Source organism: Stenotrophomonas oahuensis (assembly GCF_031834595.1).
In the GTDB taxonomy this organism is placed as follows: domain Bacteria; phylum Pseudomonadota; class Gammaproteobacteria; order Xanthomonadales; family Xanthomonadaceae; genus Stenotrophomonas; species Stenotrophomonas oahuensis.
On sequence record NZ_CP115541.1, the window covers coordinates 4,331,057 to 4,353,875 of the forward strand.

26 protein-coding genes are annotated in these 22,819 nt (G+C 63.9%); all 26 read right to left on the reverse strand.

The features are described 5' to 3' along the window. Positions 1 to 14: 14 nt before the first annotated feature. Complete coding sequence (locus PDM29_RS19310) at positions 15 to 224, reverse strand: hypothetical protein (protein WP_311191641.1); 210 nt, start codon at positions 222 to 224, stop codon at positions 15 to 17. Further along, complete coding sequence (locus tag PDM29_RS19315) at positions 221 to 355, reverse strand: hypothetical protein (protein WP_311191642.1); 135 nt, start codon at positions 353 to 355, stop codon at positions 221 to 223. Before PDM29_RS19315 ends, PDM29_RS19310 begins: the two co-directional genes overlap by 4 nt. A gap of 17 nt (positions 356 to 372) precedes the next feature. Beyond that, the gene (locus PDM29_RS19320; RefSeq protein WP_311191643.1) at positions 373 to 618 is read right to left on the reverse strand and encodes a hypothetical protein; all 246 of its coding nucleotides are present in this window, start codon (positions 616 to 618) and stop codon (positions 373 to 375) included. Positions 619 to 762: 144 nt separating this feature from the next. Next, positions 763 to 1,128: a hypothetical protein gene (locus tag PDM29_RS19325; protein ID WP_311191644.1), complete on the reverse strand. Its 366-nt coding sequence runs from the start codon at positions 1,126 to 1,128 to the stop codon at positions 763 to 765. After that, positions 1,128 to 1,475, reverse strand: coding sequence for a hypothetical protein (locus tag PDM29_RS19330; RefSeq protein ID WP_311191645.1), 348 nt, complete (start codon positions 1,473 to 1,475; stop codon positions 1,128 to 1,130). Before PDM29_RS19330 ends, PDM29_RS19325 begins: the two co-directional genes overlap by 1 nt. Then, the gene (locus tag PDM29_RS19335; protein WP_311191646.1) at positions 1,465 to 1,872 is read right to left on the reverse strand and encodes a hypothetical protein; all 408 of its coding nucleotides are present in this window, start codon (positions 1,870 to 1,872) and stop codon (positions 1,465 to 1,467) included. The genes PDM29_RS19330 and PDM29_RS19335 overlap by 11 nt, the downstream gene beginning before the upstream one ends. A gap of 4 nt (positions 1,873 to 1,876) precedes the next feature. Next, entirely contained in the window at positions 1,877 to 2,245 is a 369-nt protein-coding gene (locus PDM29_RS19340) for an LAGLIDADG family homing endonuclease (RefSeq protein WP_252744626.1), read from the reverse strand. Between the two features lie 13 nt (positions 2,246 to 2,258). Beyond that, positions 2,259 to 4,178: a DNA polymerase gene (locus tag PDM29_RS19345; RefSeq protein WP_311191647.1), complete on the reverse strand. Its 1,920-nt coding sequence runs from the start codon at positions 4,176 to 4,178 to the stop codon at positions 2,259 to 2,261. A gap of 12 nt (positions 4,179 to 4,190) precedes the next feature. Further along, a complete protein-coding gene (locus PDM29_RS19350) occupies positions 4,191 to 4,850 on the reverse strand; it encodes a Gabija anti-defense Gad2 family protein (protein WP_311191648.1) in 660 nt (219 codons plus the stop codon). 11 nt (positions 4,851 to 4,861) lie between these two features. Continuing rightward, positions 4,862 to 5,455, reverse strand: coding sequence for a dATP/dGTP diphosphohydrolase domain-containing protein (locus PDM29_RS19355; RefSeq protein ID WP_311191649.1), 594 nt, complete (start codon positions 5,453 to 5,455; stop codon positions 4,862 to 4,864). An 8-nt stretch (positions 5,456 to 5,463) separates the two neighbouring features. Beyond that, on the reverse strand, positions 5,464 to 7,116 hold the full coding sequence (locus tag PDM29_RS19360; RefSeq protein ID WP_311191650.1) for a toprim domain-containing protein: 1,653 nt from the start codon (positions 7,114 to 7,116) through the stop codon (positions 5,464 to 5,466). A gap of 12 nt (positions 7,117 to 7,128) precedes the next feature. Continuing rightward, positions 7,129 to 7,557 (reverse strand): N-acetylmuramoyl-L-alanine amidase, encoded by a 429-nt coding sequence (locus PDM29_RS19365; protein ID WP_311191651.1) that lies wholly within the window; start codon positions 7,555 to 7,557, stop codon positions 7,129 to 7,131. After that, positions 7,554 to 7,946: a RusA family crossover junction endodeoxyribonuclease gene (locus PDM29_RS19370; RefSeq protein ID WP_311191652.1), complete on the reverse strand. Its 393-nt coding sequence runs from the start codon at positions 7,944 to 7,946 to the stop codon at positions 7,554 to 7,556. The genes PDM29_RS19365 and PDM29_RS19370 overlap by 4 nt, the downstream gene beginning before the upstream one ends. A 60-nt stretch (positions 7,947 to 8,006) precedes the next feature. After that, positions 8,007 to 8,744: a hypothetical protein gene (locus tag PDM29_RS19375; RefSeq protein ID WP_311191653.1), complete on the reverse strand. Its 738-nt coding sequence runs from the start codon at positions 8,742 to 8,744 to the stop codon at positions 8,007 to 8,009. Continuing rightward, entirely contained in the window at positions 8,744 to 9,121 is a 378-nt protein-coding gene (locus PDM29_RS19380; RefSeq protein WP_311191654.1) for a hypothetical protein, read from the reverse strand. Before PDM29_RS19380 ends, PDM29_RS19375 begins: the two co-directional genes overlap by 1 nt. Continuing rightward, entirely contained in the window at positions 9,118 to 9,486 is a 369-nt protein-coding gene (locus PDM29_RS19385) for a hypothetical protein (protein WP_311191655.1), read from the reverse strand. The genes PDM29_RS19380 and PDM29_RS19385 overlap by 4 nt, the downstream gene beginning before the upstream one ends. Continuing rightward, positions 9,470 to 9,619: a hypothetical protein gene (locus tag PDM29_RS19390; RefSeq protein ID WP_311191656.1), complete on the reverse strand. Its 150-nt coding sequence runs from the start codon at positions 9,617 to 9,619 to the stop codon at positions 9,470 to 9,472. Before PDM29_RS19390 ends, PDM29_RS19385 begins: the two co-directional genes overlap by 17 nt. Continuing rightward, positions 9,619 to 9,780 (reverse strand): hypothetical protein, encoded by a 162-nt coding sequence (locus tag PDM29_RS19395; RefSeq protein WP_311191657.1) that lies wholly within the window; start codon positions 9,778 to 9,780, stop codon positions 9,619 to 9,621. The genes PDM29_RS19390 and PDM29_RS19395 overlap by 1 nt, the downstream gene beginning before the upstream one ends. A 12-nt stretch (positions 9,781 to 9,792) precedes the next feature. Further along, entirely contained in the window at positions 9,793 to 10,071 is a 279-nt protein-coding gene (locus tag PDM29_RS19400) for a hypothetical protein (protein ID WP_252744638.1), read from the reverse strand. 18 nt (positions 10,072 to 10,089) lie between these two features. Then, positions 10,090 to 10,722 carry a hypothetical protein gene (locus tag PDM29_RS19405; protein ID WP_311191658.1) on the reverse strand — a complete coding sequence of 211 codons (633 nt, stop codon included), beginning with the start codon at positions 10,720 to 10,722 and terminating at the stop codon, positions 10,090 to 10,092. Between the two features lie 114 nt (positions 10,723 to 10,836). Then, a complete protein-coding gene (locus PDM29_RS19410; RefSeq protein WP_311191659.1) occupies positions 10,837 to 13,293 on the reverse strand; it encodes a DNA-directed RNA polymerase in 2,457 nt (818 codons plus the stop codon). A gap of 548 nt (positions 13,294 to 13,841) precedes the next feature. Further along, positions 13,842 to 14,348, reverse strand: coding sequence for a hypothetical protein (locus PDM29_RS19415; RefSeq protein ID WP_311191660.1), 507 nt, complete (start codon positions 14,346 to 14,348; stop codon positions 13,842 to 13,844). Positions 14,349 to 14,485: 137 nt separating this feature from the next. Then, a complete protein-coding gene (locus tag PDM29_RS19420; protein WP_311191661.1) occupies positions 14,486 to 15,466 on the reverse strand; it encodes an AraC family transcriptional regulator in 981 nt (326 codons plus the stop codon). Positions 15,467 to 15,903: 437 nt separating this feature from the next. Beyond that, positions 15,904 to 17,757: a methyl-accepting chemotaxis protein gene (locus PDM29_RS19425; RefSeq protein ID WP_311191662.1), complete on the reverse strand. Its 1,854-nt coding sequence runs from the start codon at positions 17,755 to 17,757 to the stop codon at positions 15,904 to 15,906. A gap of 231 nt (positions 17,758 to 17,988) precedes the next feature. Beyond that, positions 17,989 to 20,181, reverse strand: coding sequence for a PAS domain S-box protein (locus PDM29_RS19430; protein WP_311191663.1), 2,193 nt, complete (start codon positions 20,179 to 20,181; stop codon positions 17,989 to 17,991). Between the two features lie 204 nt (positions 20,182 to 20,385). After that, entirely contained in the window at positions 20,386 to 22,752 is a 2,367-nt protein-coding gene (locus PDM29_RS19435; protein ID WP_311191664.1) for a Tex family protein, read from the reverse strand. Positions 22,753 to 22,819: the final 67 nt, after the last annotated feature.

Here is a 22,819-nt window from a genome sequence, read left to right on the forward strand (position 1 = left end):
CCAGTCGCGGCCCCTCACAGCGACCACCGATCGGCGTCGATTTCGATTGCCAGGAACTTGCCGGGGATGATGAACTTCCGTCCGTCGCGCGTCTCAAGCCGGTGATTCGTCGGGCGGATGCAGATGGAGACCACGTTATCGACGCGGATGGTCTGACCCCCCGCGAAGGTGTAAACGCGGGAGCGTTCCTTGACTTTATTGAACGTCAGGCCGGATGCGCTCATGCGGTGATGACGCCCATCCAGCGCAGAACGAGAACCACTACATAGACCGCCAGCGCCAGCGGCAGGACGGTCGCGGCAACATACATGGTGGCCCACAGCAGGGCGGCACAGATTCCAACGATGATACGCATAGGTGTTCTCCAGGGAATTAGTTGATGGGAAGGCCAAGGACGGCGCGACCCACGGCTCGCACCTGCTGCTGGACCAAGGAGTCAACGAAGTACCGGCCAACGCCGGCGTCACTTTGGGACGCCACGTAGGTGTCGAGCATCCCTTCAGCGCAAATGAACTCGTCGTCCAGCTTGGTGCGCAGACCCAAGGCCAGCGTGCGGGTGCCTTCGTTGAGCGATACGGACCATTCGCTGTTGTCGAGGTTCGGCAGGGTCAGCTTCATTTGCTCTCCAGAATCTTCAGGACGCTGGCCTTGTCGGCGTTGCAGCGCAGGAACCCGTCCTCGGCATTACCTCCGAACAGGTAGAGGGTGTAGGTGGACGACACGGGATCGGCCATCACGGCGTCGAGGGACTTGTAGTTGCCCTCAATGACCGTCGGTTGCAGGAACGGTCGCGGGTCCGGGCGCGACACCGAAGTGGGCGCGGCGCAGCTCGTCAGGAATGCGCTCGTCAAGATAAGCGCGAGTGATCGGATCATTGGCTCTCACGGTTTCGATGCGGGTGACCGTCTGCAAGCGCGCGTCACGAATGGCGGCGTCAAGCTGCTGACGAGTGATGACCTCGGTGGCGAGGGTGTCCTGGGCGCGCTGGAGGGCGGCTACCTGCGACTTCAGTGGGTCGATCTGACCCACCTGCTCGCTCATGTGGTTGTAGTTCCACACGAAGTAGCCGCACACCCCCAGGAACGCCAGGAGGACAAGCCCCTTGGCGGTCTGGAGATATGCGTCCATCACTTCACCGGGCGTGCCAGAAGGGCGTCGCGGAGCGCAGGCTTCCACCAGCCGAGGCCGGCAAGGAACGCGTTCCACAGCGCCGGGGTGACCAGTGCGGTGACCAGTGCAGCCACGTTGGCGTCGGCGTCTTTGCCGCCCCAGGTTGCGAAGGTGACGCTGAAGGCGACGAGGAACACCACGGCCTGCGTGGCGACCTCATGGGACTTGTCGTCCCACTTGTCGGGCAGCAGGCGGCGGATGCGTTGGGTCAAGCCGAAGCCGGCGAGGATGCCGGCAGCGACGGACCACACTTCACGCGGAACCTCGTTCACCTTCGACAGAGCGGAGGTGATTTCAGAGAGCATCGATCAGACGCTCCACGGTCTCGCCGCCCTTGCGGAGGCTGAAGGTCGCACCGGTGACGGCCACACCCACGAGGATGAAGGCCAGCCACACGACCAGCGAGAACGGCAGGCACCACGCGTAGTACGCGCCGATCTTGAGGTCAGCCCAGGCACCCTTCGCGAGAGCCTTGATGTGCGGCATCACGTAGTTCCGGGTGACGGCGCGGTTGAACGCCTTCTCTTCCTTCAGGATTTCCTTGGCACGGACACGGGCGACGTACAGCTCGCGCTCCAGATCGGCCACGTCGTCGTACAGGTCGAACGCCAGTTCGTTGATGCCGGCCTTCGATTCCGACAGGTGTTCCTTGATGGCCGGGAGTTCAGCCTTGAGGTTGCGGATTGCGGTGCGAATGCTCATGCGGTTACCTGTGATGGGTGGTTCGCTTCAAGAGGCCGAGGGCTTCCTGTACGCGGGTACGGGCGCTGCCCTTGGGAAGTTCGCGGAAGTGGATGCCCAGGTATGCCTGGGGGCCTTTCTCCACGAGGAACGGTTCGATTGCTTCCAGCACCGTCTGTGCCTTCGCGCCGTAGACGCGCCAGACCCACGACAGACGGGTCTTCTCGTCGCCGGTGTTGTGCACGTCGATGGCACCGCCGAAGGCGGCTTGATACCGCTCCAGCGTGGGCTTGTAGGTGTTGGTGATGCGGACACACAGAGAGCCGCCGGCAGTGCCGATGGAACCCTCACCGTCGAAGAAGCCGGCCAAGTAGGCCAGCTCCTTCTCGGTCATCGGCTCCGGAACGTCAGTGGGTTTCTGACCAGTTGGCACCAATGTCAAAGGCACCGGCGAGCGGACACCGGAAACCGAAATGCTCACCGGCGAGTCGGATGGAGTCAGCGGCAAGCTGACCAAGTTCTGTTGCAACATCGGGATGGGCTTCCATCTGGAACTCGTCGTGCACGTTCGCTACGAACTTGACTGCACGCATGAGGGGGTTGGGGTGGACAGCGAGTGCTTCGGCCAGGATGACCAGGGCCTTCTTCATGGCGACTGCGCCTGCGGATTGGAGAAGCGTGTTGAGTGCGGCGTGCTGACCGCGAACGTGCAGCAGACGACCGTCGATGCCCTTCAGGTGGCCGCGCTTGGCGGCAGCAGCCTTCACGGCCTTGGTCAGCTCGGCGAGTGCCGGCAGACGTTCCATCAGGCGTGCCCGGCGCTTGCGCCCCAGGGTTGCCAATGCGCGGTCTCGGTCCTTCTTCGCCCCTTCGGACGCGTCGAACTTCTCCTGCTGCACAGGCGTCATGTCGTCGTAGATCACGGAACCCAGCTTGTGATCGCCGGCACCGTAGATCAGCGCGTAGATGAACGTCTTCGCGGCGTCACGCTTGTTGAGGCCGACGGCGTGCTGGTTCACGGTGTGAACGTCAGTACCGTCTTCCTTCTTGCCGTTGACCACGGCCTCGCCGTAAGCGCCGTTGTCCCAGCGGGCCATGTAGTGCGCCAGGGCGCGAAGCTCCAGACCCTCGGCGTCACAGCCGACAAGGACGAGACCCCAGCCTGCGATCCACAGTGCACGCATGGGCTTCCACTTATCGGCCTGCGCCACGTTGGGCTTGCTGTGCGTCATACGGCCCGTCACGGCACCGTTGGTGTTCACGCGGCCATGGATGCGGCCATTGCGGCACGCCTTCAGCCACGCTTCCTTGCCGTCTGCGAGCTGGCCCAAGCGCTTGACGATGGTCAGGTACTCGGTCAGCTTCTTCGCTTCTTCCCACGGCAGCGCCGAGAGAACCGTTTCGTCCACCTTGGGCTTACCGCCGTCGGTGAACTCCGTGGGTGTCCACCCGTAGAGCGTCTTCAGACGATCCGCGATGTGGTCACGGGAGCCAGGGTTGAACACGACGGTCTTCCAGACCTCGTACACCTCGCCTTTGACGCGGCCCAGCTTCTTGTTGTTCACCTTGGAAATGGCGCGCTTCGCCAGAACCTGCCACGGCGGGAACACGTCACGCAACGACTCGTCCAGCCCGATCTTCTCCTTCAGGAGCTGGCCGTGCAGGACGGTGGCACCCTCGTAATCGAAGGCGAACCCGTTGGCGGACTGCTGCTGAATGATGACGGCGACCGCCTGCTCCAGCGTCAGGCACTCCAGGGAGTAGTCCTTGCCGTCGATCTTGTCGAACCACGCATCGGTGACCGTCACGTCCTGCGCGCAGTAGTCGTCCATTTCCTTCAGGAACGGAACGTTCGCCCAGGTGTACCCGAAGTCCTTGGGGTCGAAGTCGCCCTTGTGGATGCCGAGGCGGTAGCCCCAGGCGGCGAGCTTGTGCGTGCCGATCAGGCCCTTCTTCCGGAATTCTTCCGGCAGCTTGCCGGCGCGGAGTAGACCGAAGTCCACGTCCGCCATGTTCGTCCAGATGACGCGGGACTCCACCAGGGTGTCTCGCTGCACGGTCCCCGGGGTGGGCTTCCAACCGTACAGCTTGAAGAACACCGGATCGTCGTAGCCGACGATGTTCTGACCACCGATTGCCGGAGCGTCCGAAAGCATCTTCAGGCCGTCAGCAATGGTGCCGTCACGCGGCGTGGGGGTGCCGCAGTGGTAATGCGAGTGGTCAGTGAAGCGGTACACGCGCTTGGTGGCGCGGTCGAGGATGTTCAGACAGTGGACCTTGGTGACCTCTTCGAGGAGGCCATCGGTCTCCGCGTCATAAATGAGCATGAGGTTCCTTGGTCAGTAGCCCCCGGCGACGCGAGGGAGACGTGCGATGTAGCGATAGGCCGTGACGGTGGACACGAAGGCGCGTGGACTCAGGTACGGGCCGTCGGTGTCGTAGAGGTCGTCCTGAATCTCGTCCAGGGCTTCCGGACGATCCGGCTCCAGGTGGTCCTCCAGCGACACGTCGAGCGTGTAGCCGTAGTCCTGCACGTAGTGGTTGATGCGCTTCACCGTGCGGGGGGTGCCGTTGTTCACGAGGATCACGAGAGTCTTCGTGACGGCATCGCCGACGGCACCGTGACCGAACAACGTCCGGAGACCACCGTCGGCGTCGTACCACGCGGCCATGCGGCAGCAGCGGAAGTCGAAACGCGCGATGGTGTCTTCCGGCGTGCCGTGCATGAAGCCAATCAGGTTGAACTCCATGCCATCCACGTTCCGCTTGAACACGGCGCTGCGGCCCTTCCACTCCATGAAGGTATAGTCCCGCGAACACATGGCGACGAAGGCCGCGTCGAAGTCCTCCCGGTTCTGGAAGCACAGATCAACGTCGGCCAGCTTGGTCTTGTCGTAGTAAGCACGGAGGGCACCGCCCGCGAGGATCGCGGTACGGCGAACAGCCTCCGGCAGCTCCGCGAGCAAATGCTTCGCGTAGCGCGTGACGGTCTGAGTCATGGTTGTTCCAGTTAGAAGGCCGGACCCGGTGGAATGAACAGTTCGGGGTCAGGCAGGTTGTCCCCGGAGGGCCAGCTATCCACGAAGGTGCGGAGCATCACGAGGTTGCACATCATGTGACCGATGTGGCTCTCGCCGGATTCGGCATCAGTGGCCTCGCCGTCGATGTACTGCAAGGCGTGACGTGCGGCGCACGCCAGGGGGATATTCCAGTCCATGCCCTTGGCCCAATTCCACTCGGCGTACTTCTTCCTGCCGTAGTCGAACACCTTGGCGCACGAGGACCAATGGTCCTTCAGGTAGCCCAGGGAGCGCTCAAGGTGCGCCACGTCGCGTTTCGTCTGGAAGTCGCCAAGCGCCTCCAGGGACTTCAGTACGTCGATCATCGCGGAGCCGGGAACCAGCTTCGGCCCCAGCTCACGACGAATGGACCGCGCAATGACTGCCAGCGGGATCAGGTCGAGCGGGGCCTTGCCGGAGTTGTAGCGCGCGCCGGAGCCGCGTGCGGTGGAGTTCACGTCACCCACCGCCCCTTTCGGGGCAGTCGGCGGGAACGATGCGGTGGGGATTTTGAAACCGGGATAGACAGGTTGACGCGGGAACATGTTCTCTCTCAGAAGTCGTTGTTGGTTTCGTCGCGGAAACCGTGGTTGCTCTCTTTGCGTTCCTCTAGGGAACACTCGGTCATCCGACCGGTGCCTTGGTCGTACATCAGGCCGAGGCAGAGACCGTTGGAGTCGCCCGTGAAGCGGTCTTTCAGGACGCGCAGGATTCGTGGGGAACCCGGCTCCTGCTTGTTGCCTTCGACGGCGAAGATGAAGTGGCTCCAGAAGACGATGGAGCGCGAGCCGCGAAGGTGCTTCTCCAGCACGCGGCCACCCTCTTCGTGGGACTTACCCTCGGGCGTGGCGCAGTGGCTGATGTAGTAGAGCGTGGAGTCCAGCTCCATCATCAGCGAGGCCAGCTCGGCCATCATTCGGTCGATCTGCTTGCGCTCGTCGTCGCCTTCCATCACCGCAGCCAGGGCCGTAATGTGGTCGAGGAAGAAGTCCTGCACGCCGAACGCGTGGCGCATGTACCGCATCTGCTCGATGACACGTTCGTAGGTCAGACCGCCGAAGTGATCGAAGAGATAGACGCGGCCCTTCAGGCCACCCAAGGTGGACTTCAGCTTGTCCTTGTCGTACTCCACGCCGGGGACGTGGTAGCGCACGCCGTCGAGGACGCCAGCGATGGTCTTTGCGGTGTGATGCGGCGGTTCTTCCAGATGGAACAGACCGATCGGTCGGCGTTCCTTTTCGAGGATCGACGCCTGGACTTGCTTGAACACCGTGGTCTTACCCATGCCGGTGCCGCCTGCGAAGCCGTAGACCTCACCGCGACGGCGACCGTACGTCAACGCGTTGAGCGTCGGCCATGCCCATTGCAGCTCGGACATGCTCACGTCTTCCGCAGCCTTGTCGGCCACGTCTTCGATTGCAACGATGCCGTCCGGACGGTACTCCTTCGCACCCCAAATGGCGTCGATCACGCGGGCACCCTCGCCTGCCAAGTGCGCCTCGTTGGCGTCCTTGAAACCCGCGATGCGGGCGACCTTGCACTGGCCCGGAGCGAACAGCGGTGCGCACTCCTGCGCGGCCTTCTGCCCCACGTCGTCGTCATCGAACATCAGGACGACTTCTTGGAACTTCTGGAGCCACGTCAGCATGCCGGAGAGCGTCTTCTTCGCCGCCGGTGCGCCGTTCGGCAGAGAGACCACCGGCCACTTGTGGGACTGGAGCTGCGAGACCGTCAGTGCGTCGATTTCGCCTTCGACCACCACGACGCGCTTGCCGCCGTCGCGCCACAGCCACTGGCCGTACAGGCCGACATGCTTGAAGTCGCCGACGGTCTGGAAGGTCTTGTCCGCCCACCGCAGCTTCTGTGCAATGGGCCGGCCGGCTTCATCGCGATAGGTCGCGATCTGGCACAGCTCGTCGGTCTTGGTCTTCGGATGCGGGACGCGACCGACCGTGTAACCCCACTTCTTGCAGGTCTCTTCCGTCAACCCTCTCTTTGCGAGGGCGCGCACATCGCCGTGGTGCATCGGGCGGCTCTTCTTGCCACCCTCCTGCGCCTGCGGTGCTGCGCCCTCGCCGGGCGTGTAGTGGTTACAGACGAAGCAGTAGGCGTGTCCATCGGTGTAGAGCGCATTACCATCGCTGCTGCCACATTCATCGCAGGCACCCTTGCTTACGAGTTCGCTGTCGTTATACGTCTGTTCCACGTTGGAGATACCTCAGATGGGGTTATGGATCAGCCACTCCTGTACGTCGAAGGAGGGGCAGGCTTTGCCGGAGTTGAGTTCGCGGTGACCGACGATCCGTGCATTCGGATAGGTCTCGCGGAGGCGCTTCAGCAGGAACTTCAGCTCGTGGTACTGCTGCGGAGTGAAGTTCGCTTCGGGCTTGTTCACGTCGCGCTCGGAGACGCCGCCGACAAGGCAGATGCCGAGAGACTTGGCGTTGTAGCCCTGCGCATGCGCACCGACCACGGAGTCCTTGCGGCCCTTTTCCAAGGTGCCGTCACGACGGATCACGTAGTGGTAGCCCACGTCGTTGAAGCCGCGCTGGAGGTGCCACTGGCGGATTTCCTTCACGCCAATGTCCATGGACGGACGTGTGGCCGCGCAATGGACCACCAGATACTTCACGTTCTCGGGAGTCATGCGCCGGACACCTCAACTTCGATGCAGTCCTCTGCATCCCAGGTCTTCTCGATGTAGAACGAATGGACCAGCTTGTCGTCTGCCCATACCTGGGCATCGGTCATCGCATCGAGAACGCCCTTGGCGTAGTTGTCCACGTCAGGTGCCGGCGCAGCCAGCTTCGTGGTCTTCGGCTTGGCGACACGTACGATGATTCGCACGGCCACCGGGGTGGTGATGATCGAATCACCGGCGGTCTGCTCACGGATCATCCGCGCCAGCATCGCCTTGTATTCGGTGTATTCCTTCGGGTGGTACATGGACACGATGGCCTTGCCACCGGGTCGCGGAATCGCACGTCCACGCGGACGCGGCGTAGGCATTGCCTTCGCCTGGAGAATGAGTTGCATGGGTAGGCTCCAGAAACGCGAAAGCCCCCTTGCGGGGGCCTTCGGTTTCATCAGGGGGACTTAGAAGTCTTCTTCGGCCGAGGTGTCGCCGGCATCGCCGTCGGCATCGCTGTCGTCCACTTCACCGGCGCTGTCGTCCACGGCGTAACCACCGTCCTCGGCACCGAAGCCGTAGGCCGACGCGTTGCGCTGACCGCCGGTCACCAGCTCGATGACCTGCACAGCTTCCAGACGCAGCGTCACGCCAACTGCGTTCTCGTTGGCGGCGTAGTACGGGAACAGTTCCACGGCACACTTCACGAGGCTACCGCCGTAGATCAGCGGGGGCTTCTTGCCCAGGGACTTGCCCTGGCCGTCGAACAGCTCCGGCTTGCGCTCCCAGGTCTGGCCCGTCTTCGGACCCGACTTGTACTTGCCGCTGGCCTTCATCTTGACCTTCAGGATGATGCCGCCGGTTTCGTCGCCGGTGGCGTCGTCCAGCTCCGGTTCGCCAATATCGCGGGCGGTGATTTCCTTCGCCTTCTTCTTGGCCTTGCCGTCACCGGTCATCAGCTCGGCGCGCTTCTCTTCCAGGAATTCGTCGCGGACCTTGACGGCCAGCTCCAGAATTTCCGGCAGCGTCATGCGGGTCTTGCCCCGCAGACCGTCCACGGCCTCTTCCGGGTTCCCGTAGCGCAGCTTGGTTTCGTACACGCCATCGGCGTCGAACTTGGTGTCAGCCACGTTCAGCTTGGGGAACACTGCCGGTGCGCGCGGCAGGAGAATCTTCGGGTAGGACGGACGGTTGTTGTTTGCCATTAGGCGGTTACCTCTTCAGTTTGCGTTGCCGACTTGCGGGCGGGGCGGGTGGGAGTACGCGGAGCCGGCGTCGGAGCGGCGGATGCCTCTTCCGTGCCGTCGTCCACGATGACTTCCCCGGTCGTCACGAACGCACCACGCATCGGAACGCGGTCGATGACGAACAGGAAGGCATGCTGGGAATATTCAAAGTCCACGGTGCCGTTGATGGCTACCGTCAGGCCGCGCGTCAGGGACAGCACGGTGCCCTTCTCGTCCACCTCGGCGACCGAGACGACGGGCTGGCAGTTGCCCGCGCCGCGTTCGGCGTTGCGTGCGATGGCTTCGTGGTCCATCAGGAGAACCTTGCGGGAACCTTCGGGAAGAATCTTGGTCATGCGGTAATCAGCCTTTCGCGCAGTGCGCGGGTATAGAGAAGTTCCATGAAGGCATCGACCTGGGTCTCGCCGTTCGGGATGGTGTAGAGGACGTCCAGCTCTTCGTAGGTGATCGTCCGGGTCTCGTCCAGCATCTGCTCGGCGAACCACGTGCACGCGGCCTCGTAGTGGCAGATCAGCGCGAGCATGAAGTCGCGGGTGATGGTGACGCGGGCGGTGTACGCCTCGTCCACACTGATGTTCCTGTAGTCGGAGACCGCACGAGCGAAGCGCGTCCGTCCGTAGTTGCAGGCGTAGATGCCCTTGGCGTCGAGGTCAGGCAACGCGAACGCGTACAGGCCGTCGGCCTTATGCGTGGTAGTCATAGAAGTCCTCACCGCTGCTCTGCGCGACCGCGAACACCACCTCTTCGGCGGACATGCGGCTCAGGGTTTCGTCGGCGATGTAGCCCTTCTCGTTCAGCTCGCACAGAGCGTCAGTGACTGCACCGGTGCGCATTACAGCTTCCCGCCCAGGAGCATCATCAGGATCACCTGACGCTGACCGTCGGAGAAGTGCGGCGCACGCAGGATGCCCGGCTTACGGCGGCGGATGGCCGACGCGAGGATGCGCTTCTGCTTGCGGTTGAACGGACCACGGGTTTCGACCTGATTGGTCATGCTGCTCTCCTGTTATGCACGGCGAAGCTCGGCCTTCGCGTAATCGCGGAGTGCCTGGAGCTGATGGGTGAAGGGGGATTCGGCGTCGGCCATGGCGTTGCGTGCCACGGCCACCACGTCGTGAGGGTTGAGTTCGCACGCCTCGCTCATTGCGACGAGGGCCAGGGCGGTGCCGACCATTTGGTCAACGGGACGTGCCTGCTGAACGTGGTTCACCGCCGCGACGGCGAGTTGGCGACACGCCGGGATTGCCGGCATGCCGAGTTGGTCACGAACCTGTCGGGGTTCCATGGGTTGCTCCGTGAGTGGTCACCACGAGAACTGCGTGGCGTCGAGGTAGACCTGGGAGTGCCTGCGCATGACGCTCAGGACCGGGCGGTCGGGTGCGATGGATCGGTGGGTGAGCCGGACGAAGACGCGCCAGCCGGCCTCGGTGGCCTTGGTGCCGCGATGCGGCGTGCGCTGATTCATGGAGTACCAGTGCTGCGGCTGGATGGGCTGCGTCGGGTTGCCGTGGTCACGGATCGCCTCGGCCAATGCACGGTGGCTTACCGGCTCCTTCGACAGCGCCAAGGGTTCAGCCAGGAACTCAGTCAAGGGACCGTCGGACACCCACAGCAGCATCGGCACGGTCCACTCGTCACCGGTGAGGGAGTAGTCCACCTCGCCGTCAGCGCCGCGCGGCACGTTGTCGCAGTGCCAGTTGGGGATGCATGGGTACTGGTTCGCCATGAGCATGTGGACCTTGACGTCCACCTCCCACTCGTCCGGGTTGAACACCGGAGCGTTGTCGAAGAGCGGCTTCAGGTCCGGCATCAGTTCGCCCGCCTGCACCAACGGGCAGCGGAACAGGCCGTTGTGCATTCGCTGGATAGTGTCCTGCGGTAGGTCGAGCGGCGCGTGGCCGGCGTGGTGCGGAGTGTGGAAGTAGAACTTGCGCATGGTCTCTCCATGTGTGCGAAGGCCCGACCGAAGTGGCCGGGCGTTTGTTTGTGCGAGGGTGTGGGGTGAAACCCGGAGCTGCCGTCCATGGCAGCACTTCCACTTGTGGAAGTATCAGGCAAACAGATACAGGGAGTCCCTGACACCCTCAAGGTTGAGGTTTCCGACTGGGGGCAGCTCAGGAATCTTCTCGATCAAGTCCGGGTGGTCCTTCAGTTGTTCGATCAGCTCGTCCCGCATGTCGGCCAGCAGGTTGCCGGCGTACTGTTCAATGAACGCCTCGCGGATCACCGCGTGCAGCATGTCGGTGTCCGCCGCGTGGGTGCCGAAGGAGTCATGGATCACCGCGAGGGCGGTTAGGCCGTTCTCCTTCCCCCACAGCGCGGTCCGCATCAGGTGTGCACCGTCCAGGCTGTGAACGTAGTTCGGGGCCACGCTGCTTGCCTGCTTCCGACCGTCGATCTTGTCGGTGTCGGTGACGAGGGTCAGGGTGACGCGCTTGCCGTCCACAAACGTCTCGATGCGCTGGCCCTCTTCGACCCAATACGCCTGACGCACCGGCAGACCCATTGGGGTCGTCCAGCGCATCGGCTGATTGGTCGCTGAGATTACCTTGGAGGCGGACTGCACCCAGGTCATCGCGCCGCGAGCTGCGACCACGATTTCGCCCAGCGCTTCCCAAATCACGTCGGCGGCGTACACGGACGACTTGAACACGTGTGCGTCCTTGCCCAAGTAGTCCTCGCCCTCCCCCTTCACGGCCTTGGCAATCATCTTCGCCATGCCCAGCTTGGTGGCCGCGTAGCACAGCGTCATCGTCGGCTGCTTGGCGATGGACCGCTTGAACTTGCCGTTCCAGGCGACGCTGAACTCCGGCTGCTTCTCCAAGCGTCCGTCGGACAGCTCCTGGCCCTTGTTCGACACCTGGGTGTAGATATCGCCGGGCTTGTCCTGCGGCACGAGGTTCACCGCAGCGCCGCCCACCGGGTCGCGCAGCAGGGCCGAGAAGTGCTGAAGGCCAGAACAGGAACCGTCCATGTGGATCGGCAGACGGGACACGTGCCCTTCCCCGTTGTAGGTGTAGGACACGAACTCCATGCACGCCGCCAGTGCCGACACCGGGCTGTCTGCGGTCTCCCAAAAGCGCTCGCCGTCGCGCGGGTCCAGGCCGCTGTCCAGCAGCTTGTCCGCGTTCTCTTCGACCCACTTGATGCGGTCCGCGAAGGACACCTTATCTACACCGAACAGGTTGGCGATGTGGACCTTGAGCCAGTACGCGCCCCGGGCACCCAGCGGCTTGCCTTCGGCGAACTGCAAGAGACCCTTGGCAACGTCGTCGCCCTGCGGGTTGAGGTAGGCGGCGAACGGATAGACGCGGCCCCGGAAGTCGAGGCTGTGCGGGAAGTAGATAGCCTCTTCCGGCGCGAACCGGTCGGCCACGTACAGCTTCTGTGCCATCTGCACGCGCTGGCTGGCCCGATGCTCGTTCTCTTCGTAGACGGCGGCAGCGGCCATCTTCCATTCCTTCAGGGCTTCCTGCTGGTCCAGCGTGAGCTGGGCGACAGGGACACCTTCGGGTACATCATAGGGACGCGGCGGCAGGGGTTCGTCCCGGCGCTGAACGAGGGCCGGCGAGTTCTCCTGCGCGTCCCACATATCGCGGATCACGTCGAGGACACGCGTATTGATCTGCCACGGGGTTGACTGGATGGCGTTGATGGACTCGTAGACCTGGCTCAGGTCCGCGTTCTTCAGGTCGTCAAGGTACTCCCGGCTGTTGGTCCGGACGAGGCGCGGGTTCAGCACCTGGGTCACGTAGCCGCCGTGGTACGGCGAGGTCCAGTCACGCGGCGGGTGGACCATGGGGAGGTGGATCGGGCACAGCAAGGCGCACTTGGCGTGGGCCTTCTCCAGCTCGGCCAGATGCTCCGGGGTGAAGTGGAGCTTGATGGGGGTATTGGCGGACCCGTCGGTCATACGGGCCGCAACCACCATGCCGGTGGCCTCAATGAACAGGTCCAGCAGCTTCTTCCCCACCAGCAGCTTCTCCCGCTCGTCCCATGACACGGCGCGCTTGCCGTGCTTGGCGATCACGCGCTGGAAGACGGCGCTGCGGTGCCGGCCGCTGGTGGACTTCTTCAGTTGCTCCGAAACCTTGTGGAAGAGGCCGGGCTGGCTGTCAGCCATCAGCTTGATATCGAGGTGCGCCTGAATGGCGTTACCGATGCTCAAGGCGACCGCCTGAAGCATCCGGGCATCCGCTGCGCCGTTGATGGCACACCGGGCGGTCAGGTAGGCCGCTTCCTCGGGGTCGATCCGGGCCACGTAAGGCAGCGCGTTATGACGCGGGCCGCTCTTACCGGTCTCGGCCTCTTCAATGAACTGGACGATGCGCTCGGCGGTCGGCAGGACGGCCTTCCGCAGCATGCTCACACCCGGGCGAGTCTCGGCTTCCTGCCCAGCTTCATGAGACTTCTCGTATGCCTGTGCACCGAGGGCCAGGGACTCAGCCTCCAGCTCCACCTGCCGTGCGAACAGGGGGGTCTCACTTAGGTTGCTCTTAATGTTCACTTTAGGTTTCTCTTAAGGTTTAGGGCTTCGCCCGAGGGTGTGGGGTGAAACGCAGAGGCCCCGTGGAAGTAGTTCCACTTGTGGAAGCTCCGGACAAAAAAAGGGCGAACCGGGTGTGCCAAACCGCTGGCACACTCAGCTCGCCTCAGAGGAAATGTGTGGCACACCGGCCGTTTTATGTGCCAGATGTGCCACGGGGACTTACGCTATGTCATTGAACTGCCTAGCTTTAAAGAGGATCGAGTCCCACCTTCGGCACCATGGAAATGAAAAGGCCAGATCGAAAGATCTGGCCTTTTGTTTTTCAATCCAGCCTCATTGGCCCGTAACGACCATCAACTTTCCTGCGACGTCACTTACCGAAGATGTAACGCGTGCGAGCCTCCAGGGACCACTCACCCAGCATTCGATCACCCCCCTCCTGCACATGGCTGAGGGGGCGCGGTCCCTGGGTGATGTCACGGCCAGCTGCCCGCATCGCAGACTTGCTCAAAGACGGATCGTAAAGCACGCGGTGAACCGCTTCGGCCACCATCTGTCTTGTGCTTTTACCTGCTGTCATCGGCACTCTCCACCGCAGAATCCGTAACGATGCTAGCACCGATGCCAACTGGCGAACGATCGTTCAGGACAAGAAACGCGACCAGGAAAAGCAACGAACCGAACAAGATCGAGCTCGCAATGCCCCCGGCCACGCTCAATCCAAACTGCGGCCAGAACCGCCGCCCCTGACGTATTTCCCCCATCAGCGCAGAGTGCTCAACGTCCTTCCGGACCGATTCGGAAAACGCAGCCTGAACCAAATCTGCGTGGTTCTTCAGAATCGCCTCTGCAACACCCTGAGACCTGACGAGTGCAGCCGCAGGCAGGGCCTCGTACCAGCCCCGAACCTCATCATCAGTTGCGCCCCGTCCCATGTGCTCGGCGTGATGCTTCATCCACTCAAACTTCTGCTCCTCAACTACCGCATATGTAAGGAGGCTGAGTAGCCAACTTCCAGGAAGGTCCTGCATCAACTGGTCGTAGATCTCTATCGAACCCGTGAACCGCGCCATGGATACTCCCGAGATTGGATGAATCCATGGTTACACGCGCGAAGTCGGCATCGAAGCTGATCGACGCCGAACACAACGTCAGAGTTCCCGTACATCACTGTAGGCAAAACGCTACGGCGTCAGTAGAAGAAACGAAATCAACGCCTCCGCGCCACCACCGGCACACCCGCCTGCGCCGCCAGCGCACGTGACAGTTCCTGCGCTGGCAGGATGTTGAACAGGCGCGAGTAAAGCGCGGCCATGCGCCCCAGATCCCACACCCCGAAGCGGGCGCAGATGCCGGTCACGGTGTCGCCAGGGCGGGCACTGCGCAGCGCGCTGCGGATCGCATGCAGGCGCTCCACCACATAGAACTGGCGCGGGGCCATGCCGAAGGCGTCGCCGAACGCGCGGTTCAATGACCGCTGCGAAGCCCCCACCGCGAACGGAATGTCCGAGAACGGCACCTCGCCGCGCAGGCTGCGCTGGATGTGGTCAATTCCGCGGCGCACGATCTCCTTGCGCGGCAGCGGTGGCCGACCGCGCCGGCTGGCTGCAAGCGAGGGACACACCGGCAGCGGCCGGCACTGCAGCACCGCCGTAGTGATCTGTGCAGCAAAGGCCTGCTGGGCAGCCGGCTCGGCAAACGCCTCCGGGTTCTCTGCATGCACGTCGAAGGCGCGCTGGGTCAGCGCCACCACCTCGGCCACGGCCTGCGGGTTGGACCGCACATGCGTGGTCCGGTACAACGCCTGGGTATCCAGCCCCATCCGCACCGCCTGCCCCAGCACCCGCGCTTCCGCCAGGTCCACCCCGAGGAAGCGCGCCGGCACCCGGGTGAATCCCTGCATCTCCTGGCGCGGGGCCATCCAGATGTAGCCGTCGTCGCCGACCTGCTCGCCTTCCAGTTCGGTATCGCTGCCCGGCAGCGACAGGTACACACCAAAGCGGGCGGCGTGCAGCGCGCCACGATAGGTCACCGACGCACCATCCATGCCGTGCAGCACGCCGATATCGCCGATCTCCAGCGTACTCAATACCCAGGCCGCGTCGCTGCGCCCGGTAACCCGCATTTCTCCGTCAATTCCGTTGACCGCGTTTGAGTACGCCTCGAAGTCCGGAAAGGTCAAAGAAGGCATTATTTATAATGAGTGGATAATGTTTGAAATTATGTGCGGAGCGGTCAGGAAAACTCACCAATCCTCACGCGGCCGCATACTCTACGCGGATTTGACACCGGTTGTGCACCGCCATTGGTAGGGGGTGAAAGGCCGCTTTTTTGGCGGTCTTTACGTAGCGAACCGCCTTCACCGCCCCTAAGAATGTGAACACCCTGCAGCACAACGAATGGACGGTGGGGGCTGTCCAAACGAAAGGTTGCAGGGTGTGTTTGTTTCGATCCGGGGGAAAATATCCGCATCGCGCGGTGTGGCCGCGGACTTAATAGAAAGACCGGTTCATCCGGCATGAGTCCGCAGTGCCGCCCGAACGGGGGTTGGGCACGGATTGTCCAAGGGGTGTTTTCGCATTACCTGCCGTACGAAAAGGGCCAGATTCCCGATCTGGCCCTTTTCTCTTATACGAGTCGCAGCACCGGCTGCCCGGCCGCCGCAGGCTGTCGCGAACCCCGGCTGGCTCCGACGTCCACCTTGAACCCGGCCACGGTGTGCAGCAGTTCGGTGGACTGCTCTTCCATGCTGCGTGCGGCCGCCGAGGCCTCTTCCACCAGCGCGGCATTCTGCTGCGTGCCCTGGTCGATCTGGTCGACCACGATGTTCATCTGGCCCAGGCTGTCACTCTGCTGGCGCGCGGCGTCGCTGATCTCGCGGATCAGGTCGCTGACCCGTTTCACGTTGCCGACAATCTCGTCCATGGTGCGCCCGGCCCCCTCCACTTGTCCGGTGCCGATACCCACCTTGTCGACCGAGTCGCCGATCAACTGCTTGATCTCCTTGGCAGCGGTAGCCGAGCGCTGTGACAGCGACCGGATTTCCGAGGCCACCACGGCGAATCCGCGTCCATGCTCGCCTGCCCGCGCGGCTTCGACCGCCGCGTTGAGTGCCAGGATGTTGGTCTGGAAGGCGATACCGTCAATCACCCCGATGATGTCGACGATGCGCCGCGACGACTCGTTGATCAGCGCCATGGTGCTGACAACCTCGTGCACCACCTTGCCGCCCTGCGCGGCGACATCGACCGCACCACTGGCCAGCTGGCTGGCCTGGCGGGCGTTTTCGGCGGTGCTGCGCACGGTATCGGCCAGGTCCTTCATCGACACCGCGGTTTCTTCCAGCGAAGCCGCCTGCTGCTCGGTGCGCTGGGAAAGGTCGGCGTTGCCCTGGGCGATTTCGCTGGCGCCGAGTGCGATGGTATCGGCGGCGAATTTGATCTGGCCAATGATGCCGGCCATGGTCTCCATCAGCGCATTGACGCCGTGGCACAGTTCGGCAATCGGTCCGGTCTTGTCGTCCGTGGCGATCTGGTGAGTGAGGTCGCCCGCCTGCGCGGCCGCGACCACCTCGCGGGTCTGCGCCACCGCCGCCTGCAGGGCATTGGCATCGCGCACCTGGGCAGTCACATCCGTGGCGTACTTCACGACTTTGAAGGCGCGGCCGTTCATGTCCATGATCGGGTTGTACGAAGCCTGGATCCAGACCTCACGCCCGCCCTTGCCCAGCCGCCGGTACTGGCCGGCATCGTATTCGCCGCGACCCAGCTTTTCCCAGAACGCGCGGTACTCCGCGCTTTCCCGGTACGCCGGCTCGACGAACATGCTGTGGTGGCGGCCGCGTACTTCATCCAGGGTGTAACCGGTGGTGGCCAGGAAGTTCTCGTTGGCCCCCAGGATGCGGCCGTCCAGGCTGAACTCGATCACCGCCTGCGACTTGTTGATGGCCGCCAGCTGGCCGGCGAAATCGGCCGCCTGCATCTTCTGCGCGGTGATATCGGTGGCGAACTTCACCACCTTGTAGGCGCGCCCGTTGCTGTCGAACACCGGGTTGTAGGAGGCCTGGATCCAGATCTCACGCGCGCCTTTACCGAAGCGACGGTACTGCCCCGCATCGAACTCGCCACGCCCCAGCCGCTCCCAGAATGCACGGTACTCCGCACTCTGTGCCTGGACCGGGTCTACGAACATCGAATGGTGATGCCCCTGCACCTCCGCCAGCGTGTAGCCCAGCGTCTGCAGGAAATTGTCATTGGCGGTGAGAATGGTGCCGTCCAGGGCAAATTCGATCACCGCCTGGACCCGGTGCAACGCCGTCACCTGGGCTTCCAGTTCCTCGCGATGACGGGCTTGCGCCGCATCGTGATCCCGACGCACATCGCGACGGGCATGGAACAGTGCGCGCAGTCCGCGCCACGGGGAAGCTGGCAGCGCCACGGCACTGCGTTCGGTCAACGGCATCTGCATGCCAGAGATAAGCATTTTTGCGATCCTCGATGTTCGGTTGGCGGATGGGCTACGAAACAACGCAGACGTCCGGGGGCAAACAACGACGTCACTCCAGCCAGCCCCATGTGGAGCAGGCGCAGAAGGGTATCGACTAACTTGAGATAACCTTTAGTAGAAACTCGCGTGATAATGAATAATTAATATCAAAACCAGGTCACAGTTTTATATCGCCCATTCATTCATGTGTAAATACCCGTCGGGGATTCACTCAGAACCGCCATCATCTGGCGAGTCGAGCGGATCCGGCCCACCGTGCACCGGGTCTTCCACCTGCACGTTGTTGCGGCCCAGCGCTTTGGCGCGATAGCACTGGGCGTCGGCCGCGGCCACGGCCGCATCCACGCTGGTGCCACCGTGGATGGCGGCGATGCCGATGCTGGCCCCCACCCCCAGCCGGGTGGTGTCCCAGGGAATGGTAAGCACCTGCAGGGAATGCAGCAGATCGGTGCCGATCCGGCGTGCCCGCCGCAGTGAGCAGCCGGCCAGAATGACGGCGAACTCGTCGCCCCCCAGCCGTGCCACGATGTCGGAATCACGCACGCCGTGGCGCAGGGCGTTGGCCACCGCCCACAGCATGGCGTCTCCGGCCAGATGACCGTGGTTGTCGTTGATCGGCTTGAAGTTATCCAGATCGATGAACATCAGCGAGGCCGACTGCCCGGTCCGGGCCACGCGGGTGATGGCCTGCTGCAGGTGGGCCTCGAAGCCACGGCGGTTGGTGAGTTCGGTCAGCGGGTCAACCTCGGCCAGATGTCGGGCCTCGCGCTGACGGGCCCGCTGCTGGGTGACATCACGGATGACCCATACCGCGCCGTTGATCTCGCCTTCGTCGTCGCGCAGCCAAGCCCGGGTCAGGTCCACCGGCAGCAGGTGGGCCCCAACCGACAGCAGCAGGTCAGAATGCAGATCCACGGCATTGCTGTCCGGGTCCAGCAACACCTCCAGTTCCAACGGCGAGCGCGGCGCATATTCCGTGGTGAGCTCGACCACGTCCTGGATCTGGCTGCCGGTGAACGACGCAGCTCCTTCCCCGGCCAGGGCACGGCTGGCGGCGGCATTGGCATATTCGATGCGGCCGCGCAGGTCCAGACTGAGCACCATGTCGGCCACCGCATCGAGAGTGACCCGGGTGCGCTGGGCCGATTCGCGCAACTGCTGGCCGCTCTGGTGCTGGGCGGTGATGTCTTGGATCTGCGACACGAAATGCAGGGGTTCGCCATGCGGGGCACGCACCAGCGACACCGACAGCCGTCCCCACACCAGGTGCCCGCCCTTGCCCAGGTAGCGCTTGGTCATGTGGTAATGGTCGCGCCGCCCGGCCAGCAGGTCCTGCACCATGGCCAGATCGGCGTCCAGGTCGTCGGGATAGGTCAGAGTCTGGAAGTCGATCTCCAGCAGTTCCGCGCGGGTATAGCCGAGAATGCCGCACAGCGCATCGTTGACGTCCAGCCAGCGCCCTTCCAGTGACACCAGGGCCATGCCCAGTGCGGCTGAATTGAAGGCACCGGCAAACTTTTCCGCCGCCAGATGGGCCTGCTCGCGCACTTCCAGCAGCGGGGTCAGATCCACCGCCATGCCGACGTAGCCCATCCGCTGACCGTCGCCGCCATTGAGCGGGCTGATCGACAGCCGCACCTGGCGATGTTCGCCATCCTTGCGCACGAAGGTCCACTGGTGCGACCAGGTGCCTGTAGCCGCGCGCGCGGTCAGCGCCTCGAACACGGTGGGCACGCGACCGTCGGCATCGGCCTCGGGCTGCAGGTAATCGTGCATTTCATGCGGATCGTGGAACAGGCCTGGATTGACCCGGCCAATCACCTCTTCCGGGGTGTAGCCCAGCAGTTTCTGGGCCCCGCTGTTGAACAGGTTGACCACCCCGTGCACATCGGTGGCGATGACCGCGACTTCATCGGAGGCGTCCACCACGGCCTGCAAGCGCTGACGGGTATCGGCGGCGTCCTGGCGGGCGTTCTGCAGGTCGCTCACGTCGGCGTGCGCCCCGGCCATGCGCAGCGGTCGCCCCTGCGCGTCACATTCGTACACCCTGCCCCGGTCCTGCACCCAGATCCAGCGCCCATCCTTGTGTCGCATCCGGCACAGGCTTTCGTACTGCGCGGAGCGGCCCGCCAGATGCTCCCGCAGCAGCGCATTGGACTGCGCCACGTCGTCGGGATGCGCCAGCTGCAGAAAGGTGTCCGCCGTGATGGGAGCCAGCTCCTCACGGGTGTAACCGACGATCTGCGCCCAGCGCTCATTGACCTGCATCTGGTCGGTGCGGCAGTTCCATTCCCAACTGCCCATGCCGGTGCCGTCGATGATCATTTCCAGCCGACGGCGCTCCTCGGCCTCGGCCTGCAGGGCAGCCTGCGCATCGAGCAAGGCAGCCTGCGGCGTCACGCGCGCGCCACCGTGCGGGCGCGGTTTCCCGCCCCACCCTCGACCGGACTGCACTGACGTGCCTGCTGTTCTGTCATCTGGCCCCTCCGCCAGTTCGCAGCGTACAGGGATTGAATGCAAAGCGTGATCAAACTTCTGTCAACGCGCCTCCGCAAACGACACAGGCTGCCCCGAAGGCGGCCTGTGATCAGGACAAACGCGGGTTCAGCTACCGCGCTTGGCCCGGGCAAACGCGTCAGCCAGCGCGTTGTTGGCGGGGGGTGCCGAGGTGCCTGGGCGCGGACCACCGCCCTGCGGACGCCCTCCAGGACGCGGGCCGCCACCGTCGCGACGACCGCCCCCGGCCGGCCGGGCATCACGTTCGCCCGGAGCCTTGGCCGGTGCCGGGCTGTCTTCCAGACGACGGGTCAAGGCGATGCGCTTGCGCGCCACATCCACTTCCAGCACCTTGACCTTGACGATGTCGCCGGCCTTGACCACGTCGCGCGGGTCTTTGACGTAGGTGTCGGACAACGCCGAAATGTGGATCAGGCCATCCTGGTGCACGCCAATGTCGACGAACGCACCGAACGCGGCGACGTTGCTGACCACGCCTTCCAGCACCATGCCCGGGCGCAGGTCCTTGATCTCTTCGACGCCATCGGCAAAACGCGCGGCCTTGAACTCCGGGCGCGGGTCACGGCCGGGCTTTTCCAGTTCCTTCAGGATGTCGCGCACGGTCGGCACACCGAAGGTTTCATCGGTGAACTGCTCGGCCTTCAGCTCGCGCAGGAAACTGCCGTCACCAATCAGTGCCTTGATCGGGCGCGCGGTGGCGGCCACGATGCGCTCCACCACCGGGTACGCTTCCGGGTGGACCGACGAGGCATCCAGCGGCTGGTCGCCATCGGCGATGCGCAGGAAGCCGGCGCACTGCTCAAAGGTCTTGTCGCCGAGGCGCGGTACTTTCAGCAGGTCCTTGCGGCGTTTGAACGGGCCGTTCTCGTCGCGGTGGCGCACGATGTTCTCGGCCACGGTGGAGGACAGGCCAGACACGCGTGACAGCAGCGCTGCGGAAGCGGTGTTGACGAACACGCCCACCGCATTCACGCAGTCTTCCACGCGCGCATCCAGCGCGCGCGCCAGGCGGTACTGGTCGACGTCATGCTGGTACTGGCCCACGCCAATGGCCTTCGGCTCGATCTTGACCAGTTCGGCCAGCGGGTCCTGCAGGCGGCGGGCAATGGACACCGCGCCGCGCAGCGACACGTCCAGGCCCGGGAACTCCTTGGCAGCGAATTCGGAGGCCGAGTACACCGAGGCTCCGGCTTCGCTGACCACGATCTTCTGCAGCTTGGCTTCGCCCAGCAGCTTGATCGCTTCACCGGCCAGCTTGTCGGTTTCGCGGCTGGCGGTGCCATTGCCGATCGCGATCAGGTCGACGTTGTGCTTGGCGCACAGATGCTTGATCGTCTGCAGCGACTGCTCCCACTGACGCTTGGGCTCATGCGGGTAGATGGTGTCGGTAGCGACCAGTTTGCCGGTGGCATCGACCACGGCGATCTTGCAGCCGGTGCGGATGCCCGGGTCCAGGCCGAGCACGGCCTTCGGTCCTGCCGGTGCGGCCAGCAGCAGGTCCTTGAGGTTGTCGCCGAACACCGAGATCGCCTCGGCTTCGGCCTTTTCGCGGGCCTGGTTGAACAGGTCCAGCAACAGGTGCATGTGCAGCTTGGCGCGCCAGGTCAGGCGGCAGGCGTCCAGCAGCCAGCGGTCACCCGGTCGGCCGGCATCGCGGATGCCGGCGTTGAAGGCCACGCGGCCTTCGGCATACACATGACCCGCTTCGGCATCGCTGCCCGGGTCGAGCTCCAGGAACAGGATTTCCTCGCGGCGCGCGCGGAACAGCGCCAGCAGGCGGTGCGAGGGAATCTTTGCCAGCGACTCGGCGTGTTCGAAGTAGTCGCGGTACTTGGCCCCCTGCTCTTCCTTGCCTTCGGCCACGCGTGCGCGGATCACCCCGTGTTCGCCCATCCAGCCGCGCAGTTCGCCGACCAGGGTGGCGTCTTCGCCCCAGCGCTCCATCAGGATGGCACGGGCCCCTTCCAGCGCGGCCTTGACGTCGGCGACACCCTTTTCGGCATCGACGAAGCCTGCTGCGAACTGCTGCGGATCCTGGCTGGGGTCGGCCAGCAGGCCGTCGGCCAGCGGCTCCAGCCCGGCTTCACGGGCAATCTGCGCGCGGGTGCGGCGCTTGGGCTTGTACGGCAGGTACAGATCTTCCAGGCGCGACTTGGTGTCGGCCCCCAGGATCTCCGCGCGCAGTTCGTCGCTCAGCTTGCCCTGCTCGTCAATGCTGGCCAGCACGGCCGCGCGACGGTCTTCCAGCTCGCGCAGGTAGGTCAGGCGGGTTTCCAGGTTGCGCAGCTGGGTGTCGTCCAGGCCACCGGTGACTTCCTTGCGGTAGCGCGCGATGAACGGAACGCTGGCACCTTCGTCCAGCAGCGCGATGGCGGCGCGGGCCTGGGCGGTCTGGGCACCGATCTCATCGGCGATGGTCTGGGCGATCTGCAGGGCGAGCTTGGTATCTGACATTGCTTCCGGCCGGGGCCGCTGTGCGGAAAACCCCGATTGTGGCAATGCCGGCCCGCCGGGGAAACCC